Below are 22,880 nucleotides of genomic sequence, written 5' to 3' on the forward strand. Positions count from 1 at the left end.
ATGACGTCGCTGCCTGGCTCACTTAATTGGCCAACCCATCGGGCGCCGTGCACGAAAGGTGGCCTTGGTTCGCTTATCGCGGTTGCAGTTTCAGTGGCGTCATCATTTTCGGCACGGCGCCGGCGCCCTGCTGGGCACGCTGCATCGGCGCCCGCGCCGCCACGGGACTGAGTGCCCTGGGAACGGGTACGACGAGTAGATTGGCTTCACCGACAAAGAACAAGGTCTGGCCGTCCGGGCTGATGTCTCCCAGTGGCCAGGCGGAGCAGTAATTGTCGTTGCAGGTTGGCGCGTCCGCCACGTCGATATAGCCCAGGATCGGCAGGTCGGTGCTGGTCACAAGCTTGACGCTCGTGTCCAGCACATAAATGCGCTGCCGGCCGCCGGCGTAGGCCAGCGCGTACAGCCGCGTGCCGTCTGGAGAAAATACCGAGGTACGTGCGTAGAAACTCTCGGGAAGTACGATGTTGCCGATCAGGCTGAAGCGGTTATCCCAGACCGAATAGTGATTGGTCAGGCGTTCGCCATGCAAACTCTGGGCACTGCTGTACCAATAGCCGATGCCTGCCCCATTCGGTTTGACCACCTGCCCTGCGGTATCCAGGTATTGCATGGCATTGCTGGTGTCATTGCTTTGATAGCCGAACACGAGCCTGCTGCCGTCACCCGATATACCCAAGCCCGGGCCAGAAGCGGCATAGAAATTACCGGTCGTGTAAGGAACGCCGCCATATTTGCGGTCGACCAGGTCGAAGTAGGCCAGGCCACCTTCGGGATTGCCACCAGAGCCGGTAAAGAAGGCTTTACCGTTATTGGCCATGACCAAAGTCGGGCTGGAGTTGAGGTTGTAGCCATCAATGCGGCCGCCAGGATAGTAAGCGTTATCGCGCAGTACGCCTTCAGGTACTGGGTAGCTGCCCTGTTCGGCGAGCGTCGCTGGATCGAACAGGACGATCTTGCCGCTGGTAGCGGTGGCCACCAGCGAAGCGCCATCCGGCGCCATCGCCACGGACTCAATCGTCGGCAGCGAGGCGGCGGTAACGTTCCACGATCCGCCGGCATAGGCGAAGCGCATCACGGTTCCCAGCGTCTTGTTGGCGGTATAAACCGATCTGCGCTCCTCGTCATACACGATGCCGCCCTTGATACCGGCCGTGGCGACCGCCTTATAAGTGTAGGCGGACGGTGCGGCAACCTTCATGGTTGCGCTACCGGTATTAACGCCCATCGCATTGCCGATGCTGAAGCTGGTGTTGCCCGAGGCCGCGCCGGTCACCTGGACTTGCAACTGGCTGTCGTTGATGCGCGTGATGCCGGCCACTTGCGCCGAGCCGCTGACCATCAGTGCTTTTTGCAGATCGGTGACACTATCAAAGCCGCGGCCGCGCAGGATCAAGGTGCCTGGTGTATTCGGCAGCTGCAAGTGGGGGGCGACGAAACTGACCTCCGGCAAATTCTTTTTCAACGCGAAGGTGACCTTGGTGGCGGCCACCTTGCCGCTTGCCGAACTGATCGTGACATCGGCCTGGTAGGTGCTGGCGTTCGGCAATTGCAGCATGGCAGCGTTGTCGAGCTTGACCTGCAACTTGGTGCTGCCGGTGGTGCCGCTGCTGTTGATCAGCTTGAGCCAGCTGGCGCTGCTGCTGGCCGTCCAACCCTGCGCTGGCAGGTTCGGCAGGTCGATTTGGAGGGCGCTGCTCTGGATCGCGCTGTCGGTGGTGGCGCTAACGTTAAAGCTGGTGTTGCCGGTGACCGACCAGGTGGCGGCGCCCACCGTCATCGTCACAGGCAGCGTCAATGGCGATGTCAGATAGCCGGAGCGCAGGACCAACTGCGCCGCGTAAGTACCAGCGCCCAGTTCAGCCGCATTGGCGCTGACGGTGTAGCTGCGCTCCCCGGTCTTGGACAAGGTCAGCCAGCCCTTGCTGCTGGTGTAGTAGCCAATTTCGGCGTTCAGTTCCGTGGTCCACGACGGCAGTGTCACATTCACCGTGCGGCTGCCGGCGTTACCGCCAGCGGTGGCGGTAAAACTGAGATTGTCGACGTCACTGGTGAAGTTGGTTTGGGTGCTGCCATCGGACTGGACCGTGTAGCTGACCGGCACCTCGATCGTGCGCCCTGGAATACTGATCGACACCGTGCCGGCATAGCTGCCGGGCGGCATCGGCTTGGTGGTGATCAGCACCGTGCCGGCACTGGTGTAGCTTGCCGTGAACCAGTTGGCGGCCGTGCTGACGGCTGGCGCTGCCACACCGGCAGGCAACTGCACAACCAGCTCGCGCGAGGTGGTCGCGCCGCTGATGGCGCCCAGTGCCATGGAGGTCGGGCTGACGCTCATGCCCTTGCGGATCGTGATGGTGTAAGCGACGTTGACCGGCGAGCCAGCGAAATGTCTGGCGCACTTATCGTCAGCGCAGGCGAACAGCTGGACATTGCCGCGATACTCGCCGGCCAGCAAGTTGGTTTTGGGATAAACCGTAAATTTGAGTTGGGTACCGACGACTTGTTGCGTTACCCGGTCGAGCGCGGTGCCCAGGTCAAGCGCGCCAGTGTAGACGGTGGCGGTGGTTGTGCCTTGGGCCGACCCGAGTACGGCCTGGCCATCGATGTATCCACCTTCTTCACCGCTGAAACGAAGTTCAGCATGATCGATCGAAACGCTGAAACCTGGCGATGGATCGGGATTGCCACTGTTGCTGGAACCGCCACCGCTGCCACCACCACCACAGCCGAGTAGCGCGAGGCTGGCAATGGCGGCAGCGATCAGCGCTCGCACGCGAATGTAATGATTTGCCATAGTTGCCTGTAAATTATTGATAAATTAATAATTGTACATGATGGTTTTCATACAGGCAATAATTACTACAGGAAAGTATGGGTACTGAATTGCACCAACTCCGCCGGTCGTATGCCAGCCGTGATCGGCAGCGGCGCCGCACAGCAGGGCGCTGAGCAGCCTGAGCGAGGCCCGCGTGCGCTCCTCCGCCAGCATCTCGCCGCGCCCGGGATGGGGAACGTCATCCACCATCACTGTGCGGCTTCCGCCTCGTCGATCAGCCCGCACAGCTGCCGATACTGGTATTGTTGCAGCATCCGTTCCACGGCCTCCACCAGCGGACCGTGCCCGGCCCGGTACGGCGCCAGCAAGTACAGCACCATGGGCTGGTTCAGCTCGCGCAGCGCACCACGCAGGGCGGCCCGCACCGTCGCCGGCAGATGCGCCAGCTGGGCCGCCGTGGCCAGCGGCGGCGGCGGCGCCGGTTCCGACTCCGATGTTCGCGGGCGGCGCTCGAACACCACGCCCAGTTGCCGCTCCAGCATCTGGAACAAGGCTTCATTTTCGACGGGCTTGCGCAGGAAACCGTCGGCGCCCGCCGCCAGCGCTTCCCGCCGTTCCTCCTCGAACGCGGAAGCCGTCAGCACCACCACCGGCGGCTGCGCGTGGGCGCCGCCGGCGCCGGCACGCAAGCGGCGCGTCACTTCCAGGCCGTCGACGCCGGGCATGCGCCAGTCCACCAGCATCAGGTCCACGGCCTCGCGCGCCAGCACGCGCAGTGCCGCCGCGCCACCATCGGCCTCCAGCACCACGAAACCGAGCGGCGCCAGCACCCCGACCAGCAACTGGCGGCCGTCCGCATTATCGTCCACCACCAGGATGCGCTTGCCCCGCTGCGCCGGCGCCAGCCCGCTCACGTCCATGGCCGGCGGCGGCTCCAGCCGGCTGGCCTCCTCCGCCCCGGCCGGGATGGTGAAGCTGAACACGGAACCGTGGCCGGGCGCCGACTCGACCATCAGCGTGCCACCCATCAAATGCACGAACTCCCGTGAGATGGCCAATCCCAGCCCCGTGCCCTCCTTGGCTGCGCCATCGTCGGTCTGGTAGAACGGCTCGAAGATGCGGGCCTGGTCGGCGCTGGCGATGCCGATGCCGCTATCGCGCACGGCGAACGCCAGCAGGTGGCCATCCTCGCTGCCCACGCCAGGCGGCAGGCCGCGCAGTTCCAGCACCACTTCGCCCCGTTCGGTGAATTTGACGGCGTTCGACATCAGGTTGAGCAGCACCTGGCGCAGCTTGGCGCCATCGAGCCGCACGGCCGCCGGCACGTCGTGGCAGCGCAGCGTAAGCGCCACCCCGGCCTGTCCGGCGCGAGCCCGCACCATGTCGAGCACCTCGCGCGCCAGCTCGCCCAGGTCGACCGCCTCGCTCTGCAGCATGGCGCGCCCGGCTTCGATCTTGGACAGTTCCAGGATGTCGTTGATCAGGCGCAGCAACTGCTGGCCGGCGCGGTGGATGATGGCCAGGTTGCGCTTCTCGTCGGGCGCCATGGCGGCCGATTCGCCCATCATGCGCGAAAAGCCGATCACGGCGTTGAGCGGGGTGCGCAGCTCGTGGCTCATATTGGCCAGGAACACGTTCTTGGCCCGGTTGGCCGCCTCCGCGTCGCCCAGCGCCACCGACAGCGCGGCCGTACGCTGACGCACCTGCTCTTCCAGCTGGCCACGGTGGCGCAACAGCTCCCGTTCGGCGCGCAGCAGGCGGCCGCGCTGGCGCCACAAGGCGGCCAGCAGCAGCGACAGCAGGGCGATCACGGCGACGGCGGCCAGCACGGCGTCGCGGTGCTGGCGCCACAGGCCCGGTGGTTGGTGCAGGAACACGGTGTTGGGCGGCAAAAGCGCCGGATCCGCCCGCCAGCGCCGCAACTGCTCCCAATCGTAGACGCTGACGCTGGCCGCCGGCCGCGCCATCTGGGCCTCGGCCTGCGGCAGTTCGCGGCGCAGCAGCATCAGGGCCGTCGCCGCCAGACGATGCGCCTCGTGTTCCACTTGCAGCACCACGCCGCCCACCGTGCCGGGCACCAGCGCCGTGTCGTACAGGCTGAACGCGGGGGCGTTGGCACGCCGCGCCACCTCGCGCGCCACCCGCAACGGCGTGGCCGGCGCGCCATTCACATCCATGTTGTAGGAACCGTTGATGACGATGGTGTGGGGTGGCAACCGTGCCACGCGCTGGTACACCTGCTCCAGCGTCAGCGCGTCCGTGTACTCCACCGCCACCGCGCCGGCCCAGCGTGGCAGGGAAGCTTCAATCAGGCGCTTGAAGGCCTGGTCGGCGGCCGAGGTGCCGACGGTGAACAGCACATGTTCGGTTCCGGGAAACAGCGCCAGCGCTTGCGCCAGCGTGCCGCCGATGTCGGCCATGGCGCCTTGGTGGTAGATACGCCGGCCCGCGCCATGCGACGCCGGCGGCGGCTCCGTGTCGATCGCCAGCACGGGCGCGCCAGGCACGATGCCGGCCAGTTCGGCCAGCGTGAAATCGAGGGCCGGCTGCTGCACCGCCACTACCAGGTCGACCGGCTCGGCCGCCAATTGGTCGCGCCACAGGGCTTGCTGACGGCGCCGCAAGTCCGGCGCCTGACGCCGGTTCAGGTTGAGGAATTCGATCCGTACATGTTCGCCATCAAGGCCGCCGGCGACGATGGCGTCAGCGAAGGCGCGGGTGAACTGATCCACGCCGGAACGGCCAAAACTGTAGGGCGCCAGATACAGCACCCGCTTGCCGGCCAGGCTGGCGGCGGGCGCGGCGACAGTGGCGCCTGTGGCAGTGGCAGTGGCAGTGACAGTGGCGGTGGCGCTTGCGGTGGCGTTTGCGCTGGCACTGACTATGACAGGCGCCACGGCCAGGCTGGCGGTGGCCAGCACCGCCAGCGCGGCCCTCAGCCACGCGCGCCATCGCACTTCCCGCACGGTCATGTCATGGCCCCGGCGGCCGCTGGTACAGGCGATCCACCGTCTGTAAGGCCCCCAGCAGGTCGCTGGAAGTGAACGGTTTGCGCAGGTAGGCCAGGCAGCCGAGGGCCTGCGCCCGCTCCTGGCTGGCCGCGTCGATCTGGCTGGTGATGAAGATGATGGGCGGCGCCACACCTTGCGCCACCAGGCGTTGCTGCAGTTCGATGCCGGAGATGCCGCCAAGGTCGATATCGAGGATCAGGCAAGCGACGGCATCGACCTGGTTCCGGTCCAGGTACTGCTCGGCCGAGGCGTACAGGCGCGAGCCATAACCGCTGGCCCGCAGCAAGCGCTCCAGCGCCTTCAGCAGCGCCGCGTCGTTTTCAACGATCGCCACCACCGTCTGTGCGCCCGTCATGTCCGCCTTCCCTGTACACCCCTCATACTCCACACTGTAGAGGAAAGCGCGGGCGCCGTATCTTGTCCTTTGGTGCCATAGGCCATGGCTTCAGCCCTTGAGCGCACCCAGCTTGATACCCATGGTGACCAGGTCGGCCACGGAATCGGCACCCAGTTTTTCCATCACAGCCTGGCGCTGGGCCTTGACCGTGCGTTCGCTGTTGCCCAGCGCGTAGGCGATCTGCTTGTTCATCAAGCCCTGAATCACCAGCGCGAACACTTCCTGCTCGCGCGCCGTCAGGCTGGCGTGGCGCTGGCGCAGGCCGGACAGCTCGGCTTGCGCGGCGGCGGCCACCGCCCAGCGCCGCAAGGACCGTTCGATCACATCCAGCAAGGCCTCGCGGGCGATGGGCTTGAGCAGGTAATCCTCAGCCCCGGCCTTGATGACGCGCACGCTGGTGGCCACGTCGGCCCTGCCGGTCAGGAACACGATGGGCAGGATGCAGCCGCGGACGGCCAGGTGCTCCTGCAGTTGCACCCCCGTCAAACCGGGCATGTGGACGTCAAGCAGGATGCAGCCCGCCCCGTCGCCAGGGTCGGCCTCCAGGAAGGCGCTGGCCGACTCATAGCCGCACACCCGGTAGCCCGACGCGGCCAGCAGCCGCCCCAGCGCCGTCCGCAACGAGACGTCGTCGTCGATCACATGGATCACCGGCGAAGGCGTCATGGCGCGCCCTCCGCCGCCAACACTTCCAGCGGCAGCTGAAAGCCCACCACGGCGCCGCCGTCGGCACAGTTGTCGGCCCAGATCCGGCCACCATGCTCGCGCACGATGGCCGCCGCGATCGACAGGCCCAGGCCCATGCCGGCGGGCTTGGTGGTGAAGAACGATTCGAACACCCGCCCAAGCTCGCACTGGAAGCCGCTGCCATGGTCGCGCACCAGCACCTGCGCCGCGCCGTCCACCGCCCCGGCTGAGATCACCATGCGGCGCGCGCCGGCCGGCCTTTCAGCCATGGCGTCCATGCCGTTCAGGATCAGGTTGATCATCACCTGCTGCAACTGGATGCGGTCGGCCGCCACCGTCAGCGTGGGCACGTCCAGCGCCAGCGTCAGCGCGCACTGGCGCACCCTGGCCTCGCTGGCCAGCAGCAAGGCCGCCACCCGCACCACCTCGTTCAGATCGAGGCTGGCGGTGACGGCTTCCGACTTCTTGAGCAAGGCACGCATGCTTTGTATCAGTTCGCTGGCGCGCAAGTCATCGCGCCGGATATCGGCCAGGATCTCGGCCACCTCGGGCAGCGCGGGCCGCTCCATCTTCAAAAACAGTTCCGCCGCCTCGGCGTTGCTCATGATGGCCGCCAGCGGCTGATTGAGTTCGTGCACCAGCGCCGCGCAATAGACGGTGGCGCTGGCGTTGCGGTTCATGTGGGCGATCTCCGACAGGCGCAGGCGCGACTCGCGTTCGGCCAGGTCGCGCAACTGGCGCTCGCTGAGCAGTGACAGCCGGGCCTGGGCCAGTTCGGCCGCCTTGGCCTCGACCAGTTGTTCCAGGTGCTCGTTCTGGTAGGCCAGGCGCTGGCGCAGGCGGGCGATCTCCAGGTGGGCCTGCACGCGCGCGTGCACTTCCTCGAACTGGTAAGGCTTGGAGATGAAATCGACGCCACCCACGGCGAAGCCGCGCAGCTTGTCGTCCGTGTCGGTGAAAGCCGACAGGAAGATCACGGGCACGTCGCGCAGGCGCGCGTCGTCCTTGAGCAGGCGGCACACTTCATAACCGTCCATGCCCGGCATGCGGATGTCGAGCAGGATCAGCTCCGGCGCCTGGCCCCGGGCCGACCACAGGGCCAGTTCGCCGTCCGGCGCCGGGCGCACGCGGTAGCCCGCTTCGCTCAGCAGGCCGGTCAGCAGCTGCAGCGAGGCCGGGGTGTCCTCCACCACCAGGATATCGCCCTTGGAGGACCGTTCCTGCGGAAGATACGCTGGTGTCACTGAATTCGCCATACCATGCCGGCCGCCTCGTCTGTCCCAATGGCTCCATGATAGCGTCAATAGTTTGTCGCGGCGAAAAAAAAGCGCGGGCACCATCACGTTCCCGTCAGCGGCGGCGCGGGCCCGGCGCCAACTTGCGTTTCCGTCACCATTGCGTTCGTCCCCAACCTGCACCTAAGTACAAGAGACAGCCTGCGTCCGGCCACCTATAGTGTGCGCATCCGCGCGGCTCTGGCCGCCGGCGGCAGTGCCCCCCCATATTCAACGCGGAGTTCCATCGCATGCAGCGTGCGCAGCAAGTCACCGACATTTTCCTCCTGCCCGGCCAATATTTCGTCGGCGGCGAGGGACATCGGGTCCGTACCGTGCTCGGTTCCTGCGTCTCGATCACGCTGTGGCACGCGCCACGGCGCATCGGCGCCATGTCGCATTTCGTGCTGCCGGCGTCCGAACGCGCGGCCGGTGGCCAGCCCAATCCCCATTACGGCGCCGACGCGCTGGAACTGATGCTGCGCGACCTGGCCGCATTGGGCGTGGCGCCGTCGGAATGCCAGGCCAAGGTGTTCGGCGGCGCCAGCATGTTTGCCCATCGCCTGCGGGGAAACAGCCAGGACATCGGCCGCCGTAACGGCGCGCAAGCGCTACGGCTGCTGCGCGAGCGGGGCATCGTGATCGCCTCCGAAAGCCTGTACGGCAGCGGCCACCGGCGCATCGTGTTCAGCATGGCCAGCGGCGACGTCTGGAGCCACCAGGTGGCGCCGGGCGACGCTTGCGCCACAGCCTGGCAGCGCCGCCCGCCCCGCTGACCGCCATCACCGCCTTGCTGGCGGCGACCGACAGCGCGCTTTACCTGGCCAGGGAGGGCGGCCGCGACCGGGTGGCTTGCGACGTGTAGTGGACCGTGGGGCAGTGCGCCAGCCGCTGCTCGACCTCGTGCGCCGGTTGCGCGCGCCCGAACAGCCAGCCCTGCACTTGCGGACAGCCGATGGTGCGCAGCATGGCCGCCTCGTCCTCCGTTTCCACCCCCTCCATCACCACCTTCATGTCGAGTGCGTCGGCCATGGCCAGGATGGCGCGCAGCACGGCCACGTCGCGCCGGCTGTGGCCCGCGCCGGCCAGCAGCGAACGGTCCACCTTGAGCGTGTCGAACGGCAGCGACTTGAGGTAGACGAAGGACGAATAGCCGACCCCGAAATCGTCGATCGCCAGCGAGATGCCGCGCCCGGCCAGCGCCTGCAGCACGCCTTCGCACTGTTCGCAACCGTCGATGGCCTGGCTCTCGATCAGTTCCAGTTGCAGGTATTCGGCCGGGAAGCCGGTCTCGGCCAGGATGGTGTCCACATCGTGCAGGAAGCCCTCCCAGCGCAACTGGCGCAGCGACAGGTTGACGGCCATGGAGCCGAACACATAGCCCGCGTCCAGCCAGGCCCGCCCTTGCCGGCATGCCTCGCGCAGCACGGCCTGGCCCAGCGGGACGATGAGCGCCGTCTCCTCGGCGATGGGAATGAAGCGCCCCGGCGCCAGCAGGCCCAGTGACGGATGCTGCCAGCGCACCAGCGCCTCCAGCCCCACCACGGCGCCGTCGGCCAGGTCCACCTTGGGCTGGTAGTGCAGCACCAGCTCATCGCGTTCCAGCGCCTGGCGCAGATCGCTCTCGATCTGCAGCTGCTCGTTGGTGTCGGTGTTCATCTGGCCGATGTAGAACTGGAAGTTGTTCTTGCCGGCGCCCTTGGCCTCGTACATGGCGCGGTCGGCATGCAGCACCAGCGTTTGCGCATCGCCGCCGTCGTCCGGATACATGCTCACGCCGATGCTGGGCGTGACATAGATTTCCTCGCCGCTGATGTGGAACGGTGCGCCGATCGCGTCCAGCAGCTTTTGCGCGATGTGGGCCACCTGGCGCGCGTCGCCCACGTCCTCCAGCAGCAGCGTGAATTCGTCGCCGCCCAGGCGCGCCACCGTGTCGGCCTCGCGCACGCAGGCCCGCAGGCGCTCGCCCACCATCTTGAGCAGCTCGTCACCCACGCCATGCCCCAGGCTGTCGTTGACCAGCTTGAAGCGGTCCAGGTCGAGGAACAGCACGCCGAGGCTGTGCTGGGCGCGCTGGGCGCAGCGCAGCGCGTGTTCCAGCCGCTCGCCGAACAGGGAACGGTTGGGCAAGCCCGTCAGCGCATCGTGGGTGGCCAGGTAATTCAGCCGTTCCTCGGCCATGCGGCGCTGGGTGATGTCGGCGAAGATGGCCGCGTAGTGCGTGCACACGCCGGCGTCGTCGCAGATGCTGGAGATGGTCAAGTGCTCCAGGTACAGTTCGCCGTCGCGCCGGCGGTTCCAGATCTCGCCCTGCCAGCAACCGGTGGCGGCGAGCTGGCCCCACATCTGCTGGTAGAACTCGGGCGTCTGGCGCTTGGAACTGAGCATGTTAGCGTTGCGGCCGATGGCTTCCTCGGCGCTGTAGCCGGTGAGCGTTTCGAAGGCCGGGTTGACGCGTTCGATGGTGCCGTCGGCGCGCGTCACCATCACCCCTTCCAGGGTCGATTCGAACACGCGGTCGGCCAGCCGCAGGTGGTAGCGCGACTCCCACAGCGCCTGGTCGCGCTCGCGCAGGGCGGCGCCCAGTTCGGACACGTATTCGTCCTCGATGCTGCTGAGGATATCGTCAAAGCTGAGCAGGCCCACCAGCCGCTCGTCGTCGTCCAGCACGCCCAGGTGGCGGATCTTGTTCTGGGCCAGCATCTTGCGGGCCAGGTACAGGCTTTGCCCGGCCTGCACGCTGCGCAAGGGGCGGCTGGCATGGCCCCCCACCGTGCCCAGCGGGCCGCCGTGGTTGGCGATCAGGCGCACGATGTCGCGCTGGGTGAAGATGCCGTGGCCGCCGTCCGCGAAGGAAATGATGGCGGCATCGCGGCCGCAGCGGCGCATCTCGGCCACGGCTTCGTCGAGCGCCATCTCCTCGGCCAGCACCAGCGGCGTCTGGCAGGGAATCGAACTGACGGCGCGCATGCGCAGGAAGAATTCCGCGCCCTGGTTGAGCACCACGTCGCTTTGGGACAGCATGCCCAGGCGCTGGCCGCGCTCATCGACCACCAGCAGGTGGCGGATGCCGTTGCGCTTGAACTGCACGGCCGCCTCGCCCACCAGCAGATCGCCGTGGATAGTCTGCACCGGCCCGCTCATGGCCGACGACACGGGCTGCATGGCCAACGCCGGGTTGGACAGGTCGAACGCCAGCACGTCGCTTTCGGTGAAGATGCCGACGGCGGACTCGCCGTCGAGCACCAGGATGGAGCTGCAACGGCGTGCCGCCATGAGTTTGGCCACGTCGAGCAGTGGGGTATCGGGCGCGCACGCCAGCAGGTCGCGGGTGACGAGCCGCTTGATGGGGAATTCACAACTAAGAAGCATGGCCTTGCACCTTGTGGGCGCCCAGAGAGTTTCCCGCGAGTATGATTTATGCCGGAAGAAAAATCCATGCGCTAGATCAAGTCTGTAGCTCCACGGAAACAGTCACTCGCGCAAGGCGCACCAGGACACTAGAGCGTGGCCTCTAAGCGGCCGGGCGGGCGCGCGCCCGGTGCGTGGATGCCTTACAATCGCCTTCCAAGCGCATGCATTATTGGCAAGGTTTACAACCAGGGAGCGTACGACGATGTTGGGCAACACAGCGAATCAGGCGGCCGGCTTCCACCCCGGCGTTCCCTTGCACTTGCAAGTACAGCGGGCGCTGGGCCTGCACCAGCAAGGCCAGCTCGACGCGGCCGAAAGCCTGTACACGGCCATCCTGGCCCGCCACGCCAAACAAACCGAGTGCCTGCACTACCTGGGCGTGATCAAGTACCAGCAGGGACGCCACCAGGAGGCGGTCGACCTGATCAAAAAAGCCATCAACCTCGACAAGAACAATCCGGAAGCCCATTCCAACCTGGGCCTGGCCCTGCACGGCAACGGCCGCCATCAGCTGGCGCTCGACAGCTATGCGCGGGCGCTGGCCCTCAACCCGCGCCATCCGGACGCGCTCAACAACCGGGGCAATGTGCACCGCGACCTGAACCGGCTGGAGCAAGCGTTGTCCGATTACGACAGCGCGCTGGCCTTGCGGCCCCGCTTCGCGCTGGCGCTGGCGGCCCGTGCCGACGTGCTCAATCGCCTGGGCCGCACGCAGGACGCGCTGGCCGCCATCGACCGCGCGCTGGCGCTGCAGGAGACGCCGGAACTGCACAACGCGCGCGGCACCGTGCTGCAAACCTTGCAACGGCGCGATGACGCCCTGCTGTGCTTCGAGGCGGCGCTGCGCTGCGATCCCACCCACCTCGCCGCCTGGAACCACAAGGCCGGTGCCCTGTACCTGATGGGCCGGCGCGACGAGGCGCTGGCGGCGCTGGAACAAGCGGCCAGCCTGGCGCCGCAGGCGGCCGATATCCGCCTCAAGCAAGCCGTCGTCAAGCTGCACATCATCCGCCCGGCCGACCACGACCTGGCGGCCGAGCGCGCCACCTTTGCACAGGACCTGGCCGCGTTCGACGCCTGGCTGCCGCAGCAGGCCGTGGCCAATCCGCTGGCCGTGGTGGGCGGCTGCCATCCGTTCTACCTGAGCTACCACGAACAGAACAACCGCGCGCCGCTGGCGCAATATGGCGCCATGTGCGCCCGGCTGATGGGCCAGTGGGCCACCCAGCGCGGCCTGCCCGCCCTGGCCTCCTCCGCTTCCACCGCCGCCCCCGCCCGCAAGGCTGGCGCGGCGCCGATCCGGGTCGGCGTGGTGTCGGCCCACGTGGTCGAGCATCCCGTGTGGCGCGCCATCGTGCGCGGCTGGTTCAGCGAACTGGATCAGCAACGCTTCGAACTGCACCTGTACTATCTGGGCGGCAAGGAGGATGGCGAAACGGCCTACGCGCGCAGCCGCGCCGCCGTCATGCACCAGGGCACGCGCTCCGAACTGGAGTGGGCCAAGCTGATCGCCGGCGCCAACCTCGACGCGCTGATCTACCCGGAACTGGGCATGGACGCCATGGCGCCCCGGCTTGCCGCGCTGCGCCTGGCGCCGCGCCAGTTGGCCACCTGGGGCCACCCCGAGACGACCGGCCTGCCCACCATCGACGCCTACCTGTCGGCCACCGGCCTGGAAAGCGAAGACGCGCAAGACCATTACTTGGAACAGCTGGTGCGGCTGCCCAACCTGGGCTGCCATTACGAACCGCCGCAGGTTGAAACGGTGAACCTGGACCTGGCGGCGCTGGGCGTGCGGCCCGGCGTGCCGCTGTTCGTCTGTCCCGGCTCGCCGTTCAAGTACGCGCCGGAGTACGACCACGTACTGGTGGACATCGCCAAGCGCTGCGGCCCCTGCCAGTTCCTGTTCTTCTCCAACGTCCAGGCCAGCCATCTGACGGACCTGCTGCAGGCCCGCGTGGCGCAAGCGTTCGCGCAAGCGGGCCTGGCGCCGGAACAGTACCTGGTGAGCATCCCCTGGCAATCGCCGGCCTGCTTCTACAGCATCCTGCGCCAGGCCGACGTGTTCCTCGATACGCTGGGCTTCTCGGGCTTCAACACGGCCATGCAGGCCGTCGATTGCGCGCTGCCCATCGTGACGGTGGAAGGCCGCTTCATGCGCGGGCGCTTCGGCAGCGCCATCCTGCGGCGCATGGGGCTGGCGCATCTGGTGCAAGCGGACAGCGCCGGCTATGTCGACCTGGCGTGCCGTCTGGCCGCCGACGCGGCCTTGCGCGACACCGTGCGCGCCGCCCTCGCCGCGCAGCGCGACGTCCTGTACCGCGACGCGGCGCCGATCCGGGAACTGGAGCGCTATCTGGAACAAGCCGTCGTCGCATGATACGGGCGGCATCGCGGTAGCTGAACCAACGCGCAGGTGCATGCAGGGGACCGAATTGAACGAGTGTACAACATCCGGGAAACACCACGTCGTCGATGAGATCGTGGCGTTCAACGCGGGCCGCGACCCGGAACGGCTCACACGCAAATACCGTCTGCTGGCCAGCAACCCGTTCGCCTTCCTGCGTGGCACCTGCCACCTGTTCTACCAGGATTACACGCCGCCCTGCCAGGCGCCGCTGGCCTGGATTTGCGGCGACCTGCACCTGGAGAATTTCGGCACCTACAAGGGCGACAACCGCCTGAGCTACTTCGACCTGAACGATTTTGACGAAGCGGCGCTGGCCCCCGCCAGCTGGGAGCTGTCCCGTTTCCTCGTCAGCCTGCTGCTGGCCGCCGACGTGCTGCGCGTGCGCCGGCGCGACGCGCTGTTCCTGTGCCGGCGCTTCCTCGATACCTACGGCGCGGAACTGGCGACCGGCAAGGCACGCTGGCTGGAACGGGCCACAGCGCGCGGCATGATCAAGGCCTTGATGCGCGACATACGTACCCGCTCCCGGCCCGCCTTTCTCGATCGCCGCACCGATATCCGCAACGGCAAACGCCGCCTGCGGCTGGATGGCGTCAAGGCGCTGCCAGTGGCCGAAGCCGAGCGCGCGCGCGTCACCGCGCTGATGGCGCACTACGCCGCCACCCAGACCGACCAGAAATTCTTCAAGGTGCTCGATGTGGCCCGCAGGATCGCCGGCACCGGCAGCCTGGGGCTGGAACGCTACGTGGTACTGCTGCGGGGCCGTGGTGGCATGGATGGGAATTTTCTGCTCGACATAAAGAACGCGCCCGCGTCCGCGCTGGCGCCCTGGCTGCCCTGCCCCCAGCCGGCATGGGACAGCGAGGCGCAACGCATCGTCGCCGTGCAGCGCCGGGTGCAGGCCATCACGCCCGCCTTCCTGACCGACATGACGTTCGACGGCCAGTCCTACGTGCTGAAGGAGCTGTTGCCAGACCAGGACCGGCTGACGCTGGACCAATGGGACGGCAAGCTGGCCCGGCTCGAAGCGGTGGTGTGCGACATGGGCGCCCTGCTGGCGTGGGCGCACCTGCGTTCCGGCGGGCGCCAGGGTTCGGCCAACGCCGACGCCTGGATCGCATTCGGCGCCGATGTGGCAAGTTGGCGCACGCCCCTGCTGGAACATGCCCAAGCCAGCCAGCAGCGCGTGCTGGCCGACTGGAAAAGCTACGCGGGGGCCTACCGCGAGGCGGAACGGCAACGCGGCGCCAAACCGCGCGACTAGCCGGCTGCGATATCGCCAGGAGCGGATGGCCCGAGCGTATCGGCTATTTGTAGATCCCGCAGCCGATGATCACGTCATCAACCCGCTCCACATAAGTGCGTTTGCCATCCAGCTTGCCGGTGCTGGGATTGGGCCACTTGTAGTCGACCCAGCCCTTGCCGGCCTTGCTCATGCCGGTCGCGAGAATATCCTTGATCATGTAGCGGCCGTCGGCGTCCCGCATTTCCGACACGTTCTTGCCCACCAGTTTGGGATTGGCGCCATTGGCCGTCTCGATGCCGTCGCCATTGGCCGAGAAGCTGAAGATGTACAGGTCGCGGTCGATGAACTGGCCCTTGGGATTGTTGAATTCCGCGTAGGCCTTGTCCTTGCCGTTCTTCTTCAGGAACTCGGCCGCCTTCTTGACCATGGCGACCGCCTCGTCGGCCGTGCCCTTGTCGGCCGCGGCGGCCGTCAAGGACAGCAACACCATGGCCGCTCCGGCCAGCGCGACGACGATACTCTTGAACACCTTACCCATAATGTCTCTCCCCTGTGATGTTTTCAGCGTGGCGTGCCGGCTCAGAACACATGCCGCAGCCCCAGGTTGACGGCGCGGTCGCCCGTGCCGCCCTCGATCGCGCTGCCGGCCGTGTAGCCGGCGCCGTTCTTGTTGCGGATGCGCGCATAGGCAGTATAGACATCGGTACGTTTGGAAAGATAGTAGCGATAGCCGAGCGCGAACTGTTGGGCGTCCTGGTTGTATGCCGTTTTGTCATTCTTGCGGATGTAGGAAGCCATCCAGGTCTGCACGCCCACCGGCACCGTCACACCCAGCAGCAGGTCGGCGCTGTCGGTCGATGGCGTGGGCGCCACCGCGCAGCCGAACGGGTTGGTGGCGTTGCGCAGCGGCGCGCTGTTGGTCCCCTTGTCGGTACCGTAAGCCAGGTGCGCCTTGGCCGCGCCGAAATCGTAGGTGGCCGTCAGCACCGTGTTGCGGGCGCTGCTGACGTTCTTCACGGCCGCCGTATCGTTGTTGCGATTATGGTACGCCAGCTTGACGGCCAAGGGACCGGCCGCGTAACCGAGTGCGCCCCCGAACTGGCGGCCGGCCGCATTGTCACCCGCCACTTCGCCCGTGCCGTATACCAGTTCCGCGCTCACGCCGTGCAGCAGCGGACTCACATATTTGATGGCGTTGTCCATGCGGCTGGCGCTGTTGCCGGTGGCGGCCATCAGGTTCTTGGTGTCGCCCGCCAGGCCTGAACCGAAGGGATCGACGGCGGCCACGGCCAGGTACTGTGGCGTGTACTGGCGCCCCAGCGTGACGGTGCCGGCCCGGCTTTGCAGGCCCACGTAAGCCTGTCGGCCGAACAGCAGACCGCCCTGTCCCATGGCCCCGGTGTCGGCCTGGAAGCCGTTCTCCAGCAGGAAGATGGCGGCCATGCCGTCGCCCAGGTCCTCGCTGCCCTTGAAGCCCAGCCGCGAGCCGGAGGCGACGCCGCTGGTCAGTTTTGTGCTGGCGCCGGCGGCGGCGCCGCTTTCACGCACCAGCCCCATATCCACGATGCCGTACACGGTCACGGCCGATTGGGCCGCAGCCATCCCTGCCGATGCGCCCAGTGCGAGCGCAAGCATAGTTTTCTTCATTTTTTTGGTGTCTCCAGCATGTTTCGAGCTCGGTGGTATAACCGGCGGCGCCGCGAGCCCTGGCCGCGCCGCCGGTGAGATGTCGGCTAAATACCGGTGGAAATCAGGCGCCGTAGCCGCCGCCACCCGGCGTTTCGATGGCGAACACGTCGCCGGCCCGCATGTCGGCCGTGTGGGTGGCGCCGAATTGCTCGACGCTGCCGTCGCTGCGTTCGACCCAGTTGCGCCCCAACGCGCCGGCCGCCGCGCCATCGAGGCCGAACGGCGCCACGCGGCGGTGGCCGGCCAGGATGTTGGCCGTCATCCCTTCCAGGAAGCGGATGCGGCGCAGCGCCCCGTCGCCGCCCTGGTGCCGGCCCGCGCCGCCGCTGCCGCGCCGGATGGCGTGGGTTTCCACCAGCACGGGGAAGCGCCATTCCAGCACTTCCGGATCGGTCATGCGCGAATTGGTCATGTGGGTCTGCACGGCCGCCGTGCCGTTGAAACCGGGGCCGGCGCCGGAGCCGCCGGCGATGGTTTCGTAGTACTGGTGCTCGGCGTTCCCGAAGGTGAAGTTGTTCATCGTGCCCTGCGAGGCCGACAGCACGCCCAGCGCGCCGTACAGCGCATCCGTCACGTACTGCGACACTTCCACGTTACCCGCCACCACGGCCGCCGGGTACACGGGATTGAGCATCGAGCCTTGCGGGATGATCAGGTTGAGCGGTTTCAGCACGCCCTCGTTCATCGGGATATCGCTGTCGAGCAGGGTGCGGAACACGTACAGCACGGCCGCCTTGCATACCGACAGCGGCGCGTTGAAATTGGTGGGACGCTGGGCGCTGGTGCCCGTGAAATCCACCGTCGCGCTGCGGCTGGCATGGTCGATGGTGAGGCTGACCTTGAGCAGCGCGCCGTCGTCCATCTCGTACTCGAAGCTGGCGTCGCGCAGGCCGCTGATGGCCTGGCGCACGGCCGCCTCCGCGTTGTCCTGCACGTGCTGCATGTAGGCCAGCACCACGTCTTCGCCATACGTCGCCACCGCCTTGAGCAATTCGTTGGCGCCCGTTTCGCAGGCGCCCAGCTGGGCGATCAGGTCGGCGATGTTCTGGTCGATATTCCGGCTCGGCCACGGGCCGGCGCCGAACAGCTCGCGCACCAGCGGTTCCAGGAACACGCCCTGGTCCACGATCTTGATGTTATCGAGCAGTACGCCCTCCTCCAGGATGGTGGTGCTGTTGGGCGGCATGGAGCCGGGTGTGATGCCGCCCACGTCGCCATGGTGGCCGCGCGCGGCCACGTAGAACAGCGGCTCCGGCCGCACCGTGAACGGCGGCGCATTGTGCTCCGCGCTGAACACGGGGCTCACCACCGTGATGTCGGGCAGGTGGGTGCCGCCGTTGTAGGGCACGTTGAGCACATAGGCGTCGCCGGGCGCCATGCTGGCGCCGTGTTCGCGGATCACGCACTGCACGCTGTCGCTCATCGAACCCAGGTGCACGGGAATGTGGGGCGCGTTGGCGATCAGGTTGCCGTGGCGGTCGAAGATGGCGCACGAGAAGTCCAGCCGCTCCTTCATATTGACGGAATAGGCCGTGTTTTCCAGCGTGGTGCCCATCTGCTTGGCGATGGCCATGAACAGATTATTGAAAATCTCCAGGTGGATCGGATGCACGGCCGTCGTCATCTTGTGCATGCTGCCGGCGGCCACGGTGCGCTCCAGCAGCAGCGTGTGGTCCGGCAGTACCTTGGCGCTCCAGCCGGCATCGACCACGGTGGTGGCGATCTCCTCGCGGATGATGGCCGGGCCGGCGATGCGGCTACCCACCGGCAGCGCGGCGCGCACATGCAGCGCGATCGGCACGGTCTGGCCGTCCACATAGCTCAATACTTCGCCTGGGGCGGCGGCCTGTTCGCCGGCCGGCACCTCGATCACGAAATCGGCACCCTTGCCTTCGCCGATGGCTTCGGCCGACACGGATTCGATCACCAGCGGCTGGCCTTCCATCACGAAGCCGAAACGGCCACGGTACAGGATGGCGAACGCTTCGGCCATCTCCACCAGGCCGCCGACGGGCACCACGAAGGCCGAATCGCTGTCCTGGTATTTGATGCGGGCGCACAGTTCGACCTTGATGTCGGCCGGCGCCACCTGCTGCGCCAGCAGTTCAGCACCCGCGTCGCGGGCCAGCGCGCCCAGGCGCGGTTGCAGCGCGGCCAGCGTGGCCTCGGACAGCACCTGCTCGACGGCCGCCTCGCGCATGGCGCGGATGTCGGCCAGCCCCATGCCGAAGGCCGACAGCACGCCGGCGAACGGATGGATCACGATCTGGGTCATGCCCAGCACATCGGCCACGCGGCAGGCATGCTGGCCGCCGGCGCCGCCGAAGCAGCACATGGCGTAGCGGCTCACGTCGTAGCCCCGCTCCACGGAAATCGACTTGATGGCCTGCGCCATATTATCGACCGCCACGGCCAGGAAGCCATCGGCTACGGCCGACGGGGACAGGCTGGTGCCCGTCTCGCGTTCGATCTGCGCGGCCAGCGCGGTGAAGCGGCGCACCACTTCGTCGCGGTCCAGTGGCAGGTCGCCATTGGGGCCGAACACGTGCGGGAAATGCTCGGGCTGGATACGGCCCAGCATCACGTTGCAGTCGGTGACGGTCAGCGGGCCGCCCTTGCGGTAGCTGGCCGGACCGGGATTGGCGCCGGCCGATTCCGGCCCTACCTTGAAGCGGCCATGCTCGAAGCTGCAGATGGAACCGCCGCCCGCCGCCACGGTATGGATGTGCATCATGGGCGCGCGCACCCGCACCCCGGCCACCACCGTCTCGAACACGCGCTCGTAGCTGCTGTCGTAATGGGCCACGTCGGTCGAGGTGCCGCCCATGTCGAAGCCGATCACCTGTTTCAGGCCGATCGCCTCGCAGCTTTTCACGGCGCCCACGATGCCGCCGGCCGGGCCGGACAGGATGGCGTCCTTGCCCTGGAAGCGGCTGGCGTCCGTCAGGCCGCCGTTCGATTGCATGAACATCAGGCGCACCGAGCCCGTGTCGGCCGACACCCGCGACACGTAATCGCGCAGCACCGGCGACAGGTAGGCATCCACCACGGTGGTATCGCCCCGGCCCACGATCTTCATCAAGGGGCTGACCTGGTGGCTGACGGAGATCTGGCCGAAGCCCGCCTCCTCGGCCAGCGCCCGCAGGCGCAGCTCATGCTGCGGATAGCGGTAGGCGTGCATCAGCACGATGGCGATGGCGTCGATGCCCTTGGCGCGCAGACCGGCGAACTGGCCACGCAACACTTCCTCGTCCGGCGCTGCCAGCACGGCGCCATGGGCGCCGATGCGCTCATCGACTTCGATCACTTCCTCGTAGATCAGGTCCGGCAGCTCGATGTGCATGGCGAAGATGTCGGGCCGGTCCTGGTAGCCGATGCGCAGCTGGTCGGCGAAGCCACGGGTGATGGCCAGCGCCGTGCGCGCGCCCTTCCGTTCCAGCAGCGCGTTGGTGGCGACGGTGGTACCCATCTTGATCACTTCGATCTGCTCCACCGGCAGTGGCTCGCCCGTCTTCAGGCCCAGCATGTCGCGCATGCCCTGGGTGACGGCGTCGTCATAGCGTTCGGGGTATTCGGACAGCAGCTTGTGCGTCACCAGCTTGCCGTCCGGACGGCGCGCCACGATGTCGGTGAAAGTGCCGCCGCGGTCGACCCAGAATTGCCAGCGCAGTTGATGGGTAGGGATATCGTTTTTCATGATGGTGTCTCTCGATGTAATTCGGTGGGTTCTATTGGTGCGGTGCGGTCGGGACAGGCGATACTTGAGTACTCAAGCTTCCAGCTTCTTGCCGGCCGTTTCGGGCAGGGTCAAGGCGGCCAGGATCATCACGCCGTAAGCGGCGCCGGCGAACAGGCCGATGGCCTCGCCCAGCGCCATGGTGTGGCTGGTCAGGCCTATCATCAGCGGGAACAGCGAGCCCACGGCGCGGCCCATGTTGTAGCTGAAGCCCTGGCCGGAACCGCGCACCCGGGTCGGGAACAGCTCGGTGAGGAAGGCGCCCATGCCGCTGAACACGCCGGATACGAAGAAGCCCAGCGGGAAGCCCAGGAACAGCATCACGTTGTCGGTCACGGGCAGACGGGTGTAGGCGAAGGCGATGCACAGCGAGCCCAGTGCGAACAGGATGAAGTTCTTCTTGCGGCCCAACAGGTCGGTGAGGAAGGCGCTCACGATGTAGCCCACGTAGGAACCCACGATCACCATCGCCAGGTAGCCGCCCGTGCCCAGCACGGTCAGGTGGCGTTCCGTCTTCAGGAAGGTGGGCAGCCAGGTGGTGATGGCGTAGTAGCCGCCCTGGGCGCCGGTGGTCAGCAGGACGGCGCGCAGCGTGATGCTCAACATCTTGGGCGAGAAGATCTCCGCGAACGAAGCGCGCTGCTCGCCGCGTTCGACTTGCTTTTGCTGGGCCACGAACAGTTCCGGCTCATCGACGAAGCGGCGGATGAAGATCACGAACATGGCCGGCAATATCCCCAGCAGGAACAGCGAACGCCACGCCCATTCCGGCGGCAGCAGCGAGAACATGAGCGCGTACAGCAGCGCCGACACGCCCCAGCCGATGGCCCACCCGGCCTGCACCATGCCGACCGCCTTGCCACGGTCCTTGGCGCGGATCACCTCCCCGATCAGGATGGCGCCGGCCGTCCACTCGCCGCCCATGCCAAAGCCCATCAGGCCGCGCGCCAGCAGCAGCTGGTTGAAGTTCTGCGCCAGGCCGCACAGCACGGTGAAGAAGGCGAACCACAGGATGGTCAGTTGCAGCGTCTTGACGCGGCCGATACGGTCCGACAGGATGCCGGCCAGCCAGCCGCCCATGGCCGACGTCAGCAAGGTGACGGTGCCGATCAGGCCCGCGTCGCCCTTGGACAGGCCCCAGCTGGTGATCAGGGTGGGAATCACGAAGCTGAGGAATTGGGTATCCATGGCGTCGAGCGCGTAGCCGATCTTGCAGCTCCAGAAGGTGCGGCGCTCCTTGCCCGTCAGGGCGTGGAACCAGGCGAAATAGCCTTCCTGTTCGATGCTGGGTATGACTCTGGTGTTCATGCTGTGTCTCCGTCTTTGTTATAACTGCTTTGGTTTGAATTCAGAACGCGGCCAGGCTGGCGTTGGGGATATCCGTCACCAGCATGTAGCCCGGCTGGTGGGTGATGACGAGCGGCAGCCGCGCGCCGCGTATCGCTTCCTGCGGCGTGACGCCACAGGCCCAGAACACGGGCAGCTCGTCGGCGGCAATCGCCACCGCGTCGCCGTAATCAGGTTGGGCCAGGTCGGCGATGCCGATCAGGGCCGGGTCGCCCAAGTGCACCGGCGCCCCGTGGATGGCCGGATAGCGGCTGGTGATCTGGATCGCGCGGATCGCGTCGCGCGCCTTCATGGGCCGCATCGACACCACCAGGTTGCCGCCGAACGGGCCGGCCGCCTGGTTGGCGATATTGGTGCGGTACATGGCCACGTTCCTGCCCTGCTCCACATGGCGCAGCAGGATGCCGGCGTCCATCAGCATCTGCTCGAACGAGAACGAACAGCCGATGGCGAACACCACCAGGTCGTCGCGCCATACGTCATGCAGGGCGTTGACTTGCGCCGCCAGTTGGCCGTCGCGGTAGATGTTGTAGCCGGGGACGTCGCTGCGCATGTCCATGTCGGCGCCCAGTGCGGCCACGTTCCACTGGCCCGGCTCGCCCACGGCCAGCAAGGGGCAAGCCTTGGGGTTACGCTGGCAAAACAGCAAAAACGCATCGGCGTGGGACTGGGGCAGGATCACCAGGTTGGCCTGGGCGTAGGCGCCGCACTGGCCCGCCGTGGGGAGGCGGAATTGGCCGCTGCGGACCGCGTGTCGGAAAGCTAGAGGTGTCATGGAAAACTCGCTGCTGGTCGGGAAGTGAAAGGAGTGTTGTAAGAATATGCCGCCAGCGCCCAGTGAGCTATCTAGTAATTTTTGCTGTTGTTGTATAGTTTTTCTTACCGTTCAA

15 protein-coding genes are annotated in these 22,880 nt (G+C 66.7%); 3 read left to right on the forward strand and 12 right to left on the reverse strand.

Annotation, left to right across the window (positions count from 1 at the left end):
- Positions 1–73: 73 nt before the first annotated feature.
- From H3H39_RS16420 to H3H39_RS16445, 6 genes are all read right to left on the reverse strand, one after another.
- Positions 74–2,797, reverse strand: coding sequence for a TolB-like translocation protein (locus H3H39_RS16420; RefSeq protein ID WP_182154482.1), 2,724 nt, complete (start codon positions 2,795–2,797; stop codon positions 74–76).
- A 24-nt stretch (positions 2,798–2,821) separates the two neighbouring features.
- Positions 2,822–3,028 carry a hypothetical protein gene (locus tag H3H39_RS16425; RefSeq protein ID WP_182154483.1) on the reverse strand — a complete coding sequence of 69 codons (207 nt, stop codon included), beginning with the start codon at positions 3,026–3,028 and terminating at the stop codon, positions 2,822–2,824.
- Positions 3,028–5,751, reverse strand: a complete 2,724-nt coding sequence (locus H3H39_RS27960; RefSeq protein WP_229218099.1) for an ATP-binding protein — start codon at positions 5,749–5,751, stop codon at positions 3,028–3,030. Before H3H39_RS27960 ends, H3H39_RS16425 begins: the two co-directional genes overlap by 1 nt.
- Before the next feature lies 1 nt (position 5,752).
- Positions 5,753–6,145 (reverse strand): response regulator transcription factor, encoded by a 393-nt coding sequence (locus H3H39_RS16435; RefSeq protein WP_182154485.1) that lies wholly within the window; start codon positions 6,143–6,145, stop codon positions 5,753–5,755.
- 90 nt (positions 6,146–6,235) lie between these two features.
- Positions 6,236–6,853 carry a response regulator transcription factor gene (locus H3H39_RS16440; protein ID WP_182154487.1) on the reverse strand — a complete coding sequence of 206 codons (618 nt, stop codon included), beginning with the start codon at positions 6,851–6,853 and terminating at the stop codon, positions 6,236–6,238.
- On the reverse strand, positions 6,850–8,130 hold the full coding sequence (locus tag H3H39_RS16445) for a hybrid sensor histidine kinase/response regulator (RefSeq protein ID WP_182154489.1): 1,281 nt from the start codon (positions 8,128–8,130) through the stop codon (positions 6,850–6,852). Before H3H39_RS16445 ends, H3H39_RS16440 begins: the two co-directional genes overlap by 4 nt.
- A gap of 269 nt (positions 8,131–8,399) precedes the next feature.
- Between H3H39_RS16445 and H3H39_RS16450 the strand changes: the two genes are divergently transcribed.
- Positions 8,400–8,924 carry a chemotaxis protein CheD gene (locus H3H39_RS16450; protein WP_182154491.1) on the forward strand — a complete coding sequence of 175 codons (525 nt, stop codon included), beginning with the start codon at positions 8,400–8,402 and terminating at the stop codon, positions 8,922–8,924.
- A gap of 40 nt (positions 8,925–8,964) precedes the next feature.
- Here H3H39_RS16450 and H3H39_RS16455 read toward each other — a convergent pair whose 3' ends face one another.
- Entirely contained in the window at positions 8,965–11,520 is a 2,556-nt protein-coding gene (locus tag H3H39_RS16455) for an EAL domain-containing protein (RefSeq protein ID WP_182154493.1), read from the reverse strand.
- 244 nt (positions 11,521–11,764) lie between these two features.
- Here H3H39_RS16455 and H3H39_RS16460 point away from each other — a divergent pair, with 244 nt between their 5' ends.
- Complete coding sequence (locus H3H39_RS16460) at positions 11,765–13,942, forward strand: O-linked N-acetylglucosamine transferase, SPINDLY family protein (RefSeq protein ID WP_182154495.1); 2,178 nt, start codon at positions 11,765–11,767, stop codon at positions 13,940–13,942.
- 40 nt (positions 13,943–13,982) lie between these two features.
- Positions 13,983–15,236 carry a DUF2252 domain-containing protein gene (locus H3H39_RS16465; RefSeq protein WP_182154497.1) on the forward strand — a complete coding sequence of 418 codons (1,254 nt, stop codon included), beginning with the start codon at positions 13,983–13,985 and terminating at the stop codon, positions 15,234–15,236.
- Between the two features lie 43 nt (positions 15,237–15,279).
- Here the strand turns inward: H3H39_RS16465 and H3H39_RS16470 are convergent, their stop codons facing one another.
- From H3H39_RS16470 to H3H39_RS16490, 5 genes are all read right to left on the reverse strand, one after another.
- Positions 15,280–15,756, reverse strand: coding sequence for a cache domain-containing protein (locus H3H39_RS16470; RefSeq protein ID WP_182154499.1), 477 nt, complete (start codon positions 15,754–15,756; stop codon positions 15,280–15,282).
- A 41-nt stretch (positions 15,757–15,797) separates the two neighbouring features.
- Positions 15,798–16,865 (reverse strand): porin, encoded by a 1,068-nt coding sequence (locus H3H39_RS16475; protein WP_182154501.1) that lies wholly within the window; start codon positions 16,863–16,865, stop codon positions 15,798–15,800.
- A 103-nt stretch (positions 16,866–16,968) separates the two neighbouring features.
- Complete coding sequence (locus tag H3H39_RS16480) at positions 16,969–20,604, reverse strand: hydantoinase B/oxoprolinase family protein (RefSeq protein ID WP_182154503.1); 3,636 nt, start codon at positions 20,602–20,604, stop codon at positions 16,969–16,971.
- A 72-nt stretch (positions 20,605–20,676) separates the two neighbouring features.
- The gene (locus tag H3H39_RS16485) at positions 20,677–21,951 is read right to left on the reverse strand and encodes an MFS transporter (protein WP_182154505.1); all 1,275 of its coding nucleotides are present in this window, start codon (positions 21,949–21,951) and stop codon (positions 20,677–20,679) included.
- Between the two features lie 40 nt (positions 21,952–21,991).
- Complete coding sequence (locus H3H39_RS16490; protein WP_182154507.1) at positions 21,992–22,765, reverse strand: putative hydro-lyase; 774 nt, start codon at positions 22,763–22,765, stop codon at positions 21,992–21,994.
- Positions 22,766–22,880: the final 115 nt, after the last annotated feature.

It is taken from the genome of Rugamonas apoptosis, assembly GCF_014042355.1.
Lineage (GTDB): Bacteria > Pseudomonadota > Gammaproteobacteria > Burkholderiales > Burkholderiaceae_D > Rugamonas > Rugamonas apoptosis.

Coding starts and splice junctions, on each gene's coding strand:
- H3H39_RS16420 (WP_182154482.1), bottom strand. CDS start 2,797: ATGGCAAATCATTACATTCGCGTGCGAGCGCTGATCGCTGCCGCCATT.
- H3H39_RS16425 (WP_182154483.1), bottom strand. CDS start 3,028: ATGGTGGATGACGTTCCCCATCCCGGGCGCGGCGAGATGCTGGCGGAG.
- H3H39_RS27960 (WP_229218099.1), bottom strand. CDS start 5,751: ATGACCGTGCGGGAAGTGCGATGGCGCGCGTGGCTGAGGGCCGCGCTG.
- H3H39_RS16435 (WP_182154485.1), bottom strand. CDS start 6,145: ATGACGGGCGCACAGACGGTGGTGGCGATCGTTGAAAACGACGCGGCG.
- H3H39_RS16440 (WP_182154487.1), bottom strand. CDS start 6,853: ATGACGCCTTCGCCGGTGATCCATGTGATCGACGACGACGTCTCGTTG.
- H3H39_RS16445 (WP_182154489.1), bottom strand. CDS start 8,130: ATGGCGAATTCAGTGACACCAGCGTATCTTCCGCAGGAACGGTCCTCC.
- H3H39_RS16450 (WP_182154491.1), top strand. CDS start 8,400: ATGCAGCGTGCGCAGCAAGTCACCGACATTTTCCTCCTGCCCGGCCAA.
- H3H39_RS16455 (WP_182154493.1), bottom strand. CDS start 11,520: ATGCTTCTTAGTTGTGAATTCCCCATCAAGCGGCTCGTCACCCGCGAC.
- H3H39_RS16460 (WP_182154495.1), top strand. CDS start 11,765: ATGTTGGGCAACACAGCGAATCAGGCGGCCGGCTTCCACCCCGGCGTT.
- H3H39_RS16465 (WP_182154497.1), top strand. CDS start 13,983: ATGCAGGGGACCGAATTGAACGAGTGTACAACATCCGGGAAACACCAC.
- H3H39_RS16470 (WP_182154499.1), bottom strand. CDS start 15,756: ATGGGTAAGGTGTTCAAGAGTATCGTCGTCGCGCTGGCCGGAGCGGCC.
- H3H39_RS16475 (WP_182154501.1), bottom strand. CDS start 16,865: ATGAAGAAAACTATGCTTGCGCTCGCACTGGGCGCATCGGCAGGGATG.
- H3H39_RS16480 (WP_182154503.1), bottom strand. CDS start 20,604: ATGAAAAACGATATCCCTACCCATCAACTGCGCTGGCAATTCTGGGTC.
- H3H39_RS16485 (WP_182154505.1), bottom strand. CDS start 21,951: ATGAACACCAGAGTCATACCCAGCATCGAACAGGAAGGCTATTTCGCC.
- H3H39_RS16490 (WP_182154507.1), bottom strand. CDS start 22,765: ATGACACCTCTAGCTTTCCGACACGCGGTCCGCAGCGGCCAATTCCGC.